Origin of the sequence: Streptomyces sp. McG3, assembly GCF_018619185.1 — a bacterium.
In the GTDB taxonomy this organism is placed as follows: Bacteria; Actinomycetota; Actinomycetes; order Streptomycetales; family Streptomycetaceae; genus Streptomyces.
On sequence record NZ_JAAXYC010000479.1, the window covers coordinates 1 to 4,089 of the forward strand.

The 4,089-nt window shown below is 75.1% G+C and carries 3 protein-coding genes; 1 reads left to right on the forward strand and 2 read right to left on the reverse strand.

The features are described 5' to 3' along the window. Positions 1-171 precede the first annotated feature (171 nt). Complete coding sequence (locus HET64_RS37245) at positions 172-780, forward strand: TetR/AcrR family transcriptional regulator (RefSeq protein ID WP_215111659.1); 609 nt, start codon at positions 172-174, stop codon at positions 778-780. A 139-nt stretch (positions 781-919) separates the two neighbouring features. Here the strand turns inward: HET64_RS37245 and HET64_RS37250 are convergent, their stop codons facing one another. Both HET64_RS37250 and HET64_RS37255 read right to left on the reverse strand, forming a co-directional pair. Then, complete coding sequence (locus HET64_RS37250) at positions 920-2,137, reverse strand: hypothetical protein (RefSeq protein WP_215111660.1); 1,218 nt, start codon at positions 2,135-2,137, stop codon at positions 920-922. Between the two features lie 85 nt (positions 2,138-2,222). After that, the coding region (locus HET64_RS37255; protein WP_215111661.1) for a CDP-glycerol glycerophosphotransferase family protein at positions 2,223-4,089 on the reverse strand (1,867 nt) is incomplete at its 5' end.

Consider the following 4,089-nt stretch of genomic DNA (forward strand, 5'->3'; position numbering starts at 1 on the left):
GGAGGGGGATAGCGCCGGAATGTTGGAACGGTGGGGCAGTACGGCGACGGAACGATACGGTCCCGTGGGGACGCCCTCGTTGGGACGGGACCGTATCGTCGTAACGCTGAGAGTAGGGCGCTTCTACGTCGCAACGCAACCGTTTCGTCGCGGCCGACTATCATGCGGGCCATGACCACCGAACGGGGAACCCGCCGCCGCGCCCCCGCAGGCGCCGCCGTCCTGCGTGAGGACGTGACCGACGCCATCCGCGCCGCCGTCTTCGAGGAACTCGCCGCGGTGGGGTTCGCCCGGATGTCCATCGAGGGCATCGCCCGGCGTGCGGGCGTCGGCAAGACCGCCGTCTACCGTCGCTGGAAGTCCAAGCTGGCGCTCGTCCTCGACCTGGTCGCGGCCGTCGCCGCGCAGGGGATGCCGGCCCCGGCCACCGGTTCGCTGTACGGGGACGTGCGCGCCGTCCTGGAACTCGCCGCGTACGCCCTGCGCCACCCGGTCGCCTCGCAGGTCATCCCGGATCTGTTGGTCGAGGCGGCCCGCAATCCGGAGATCTCCGAGGCGATCAAGGCCGCGCTCCTGGACCAGCAGCAGGGCGTCGCCGCCGTGGTGGTGAGGGAGGCGGTGGCCCGGGGCGAGCTGCCCGCGGGCAGCGATCCCGACCGGGCGCTCGATCTGATCGTCGGGCCGTTGTACTGGCGGCTCGTCGTGGTCCGCGGCGAACTGCCGAAGGGCTACCTGGACGATCTGGCCGCCTCGGCGGTCGTTGCCCTCCAGCACGTCTGAAGTCCTCCAGCACGTCTGAAGTCCTCCAGCACGTCTGAAGTCCTCCAGCACGTCTGAAGTCCTCCAGCACGTCTGAAGTCCTTCAGCACGTCTGAAAGTCCTCCGGCACGTCTGAACCCTCCAGCACGTCTGAAGGCGCTCAGCCCGCCGGTACCCGCGCCAGTACCTCGCCCGTGGCCGGGCTGAACGCCAGCATCGTCGCGTTCTCGGGCAGGCGCTGGAAGCGGGTCAGCAGCAGCCATCGCACCCCGTAGCGGGCGGTGATCCCGTCCCGCCGGACCTGCGGGGTCGACGTGTCGAGGTAGGCGGCCACCGCCCGGCTCCTCTCCCGCCGCTCCGTGCGCGCAAGACCCGCGTCCGGCAGCGCGTCGGCCAGTACGTACGCCCCGTGACCGGCCAGCGCGTACATCGCCGGGCGGCTGTCCGTCAGGACCACTTCGCCCGGTGGCACGTACGCGGTCGCCCAGGCGTACGGCTCCCCGGCCGCCCGGACCCCCTCGGCCGCAGGCGGGCCCGTGGTCCGGCCCTCGGCGGGGGTGCGCGGGGCGGTCAGCCCGTTGTAGTACGGCCACAGCGCCGCCGCGGCCACCGCGCACACGACGGCGAACGCCCACCGCCACACGGTCGGCCGGATCCGGGTCCGCGTCCGGACCGCGATCAGGGCGACGCACCCGAGCGCCGCGCCGATCGCCGTCGGCGGGTGGACCAGCAGGACGAGCCCGAGCAGTACGCCGATCCCGGCCGCCTCCGCCCACCGGGGCGTCCGGCCGGGCTTCGGATCACCGGGGCGGGCGGTCCGGGCGGTCGCGCGACCGGTCCACGCCCACAGGTGCAGGGTGACCGCGACCGCGAACGTGCTCGGCGCGCTCCAACGGGCCGGATCCGCCCAGTGGATCAGGCCCAGGGGCAGCAGCACGAGAACCGGAACCCACCGGTTCGGGGTCAGCAGCCGGGTGAGCCGGCCGATCCCGGTGAGCAGGAGCAGCAGGTTCACCGACGCGGCCACTGCGACGACGGACGGGCCCGAGAGCCCGGTGGCGCGGGCGGCCAGCCCCTGGAGCAGTGCGTACGGGGAGTAGTGCGCGCTCGCCACGGCGGGCAGGTCGGTCATCGGGAACGCCGGGTGCAGCAGGTTCACCCGGAGCCGCTCGACGACCGCCGCCTGGAGCCCGGCCTCGCAGCAGAGCGGAGCCTGCCAGGCCGCCGCCGACAGCACCGCCCACACCAGTCCGGCCAGCACGAGGTACGGCGACGGCAGCCACAGGGGCGGCCGGGCCGTCCCGTCGGCCCCGTCGCCTCCGGTCGCGGCGGGCGGGAGGTCGGAGGGCGGGGCGGAGGCAGCGGAGAAGAGGGGCACACCTCATGGGTTCCGCGCGGCGGGCCCGCTCTCCCCGCCGCCACCCGTCCGAGGGATTCCGGGCCCCGGCTCCCCGACACCCTCATCAGGGCGTGTCCGCCAGCAGCCGGTCCGCGACCCGGGCCGCCGCACCGCCGTCGTCCAGATCGCAGTAGTCGCGGCGGAAGCTCTCGTACGCGTCGGCGTGCCGGGCCGCCAGCGACCCGGTGTCGCGCAGCGCCTGGGCCACCTCGTCCGTCGTGACCAGCAGCGGTCCCGGCGCCCGGGTCTCGAAGTCCAGGCAGAAGCCGCGCACGGTGTCGCGGTAGTGCTCCAGGTCGTACGTGTGGAAGAGCATCGGCCGGCCCGTCAGTGCGAAGTCGAACATCAGCCCCGCGTAGTCCGTCACCAGGACGTCGGCCACCAGCAACAGCCCGGCCGCCCCCGGGTGCCGCGAGACGTCGAGCACGCCGGGCCCGTCCTGGTGGCCGCCGGTGACCCGGGGGTGCCGCCGGACCAGCACCGTGTGGCCGGGGCCGAGCGCCCGGGCCACGGCACCCGGGTCGAGCGCCGGGTCCCAGCGGTACGGGCCGGGGGCCGTGCGGTCGGCGGACGCCGCCGGGGGATGGGCCAGGTGGTCGCGGTAGGTCGGGGCGTACAGCACGACGCGGTGGTCCTCCGGGATCCCCAGCCCGCGCCGGACCTCCTCGGCGGCCTTGTCCCGGTCCGGCGGGAACAGCACGTCGTTGGCGGGTGACCCGGCCTCCAGCACCTCGCCCTCGTACCCCAGCGACCGGCGCAGCCACGGGGTGGCGAAGCGGCTCGGGGAGACCAGCACCGACCACTGGGCCGACCGCCGCGGCAGGGTGGCGAGGTGTTGGTGGTCGGCGTAGAGGGTGTCCGCCAGGCAGCCGCCGAACCGGCCGAGCGGGGTGCCGTGCCAGGTCTGGATGACCGTCTGTCCCGGCCGCCGCTCGAACCACCCGGGCAGCTGCTCGTCCGTGACGATCCGGCGGGAGCGGGCCAGCGCCTCGTACCAGGCGACGCTGTGCACGGGGACGGCCCGCGCGCCGGGCGGGACGTGGGTGGTGCGACCGGGGGTGGTACCGGTGACCCACAGGTGCTCGGTCTCCGTGCCCCGGCGCACGAGTTCGGCGTGGACGGCGCGCGGGGAGTCGCCGCCCGCGTAGAGGACGGTGTCGCGGAGCGGGAGGGTCGTGCGCCCGTCGCGGTAGTGCGCGGCGCGCAGGAGGCGCCTGCCGTAGGCGCTCCGCCCGGCGGCCGCCGCTTGCGTGTCCGGGCCCGCGACGACGGACAGCCGGTCGCCGTGCCGCCGCTCCGGACGCAGGGCGCTCCCGGCTCCGCCGCAGGGGAGCTGCGCGGCGGCGGCGCCGAGGACGCGTACGGGCCGGCCGTCCAGGCGGACCTCCCAGCGGCCTTCCGGGAGCGGTGGGGCGATCAGCGCGGAGAACCGGCCCGCGCGTGTGTCCGTGGAGGTTCCTGGGCTGCTTCCCGTGGCGGGCTCCGCGACGGTCCCTGTGCCGGTCCTTGCGGTGCTTCCCGCTTTGCGTTCCGCGACGGCTTCCGCGACGGCTTCTGTGTTGGTCCCTGTGTCGGTTCCTGCGACGCTTCCCGTGGCGGGCTCCGCGAAAATCCCCGCGACCGGGACCGTCTCGTGCAGCGTCTCGTGGCGCAGGACGAGCCGGCCGATGGGCACGGCCGCCGCCCCCGGAGCGGGCGGAACGTAGGTCCCCGGAGCGGGGCGAACGTACGTCCCCGAGACGCGCAGGACCCCTTCCGGTGTGTACTCCACCCGGTCCGCGTACGGGTGCGCCGCCAGGTCCAGCACCAAGTCGCCTGCCGGGTCCGCGCACGCGGGCGGCGGCAGGTCCGGGGAGGCGGGCAACGGGACGCGGGTGCCGTCGGCGAGCAGCAGCCGGATCCGCCAGCGCTCCTCGCCCGCGGTCTCGACC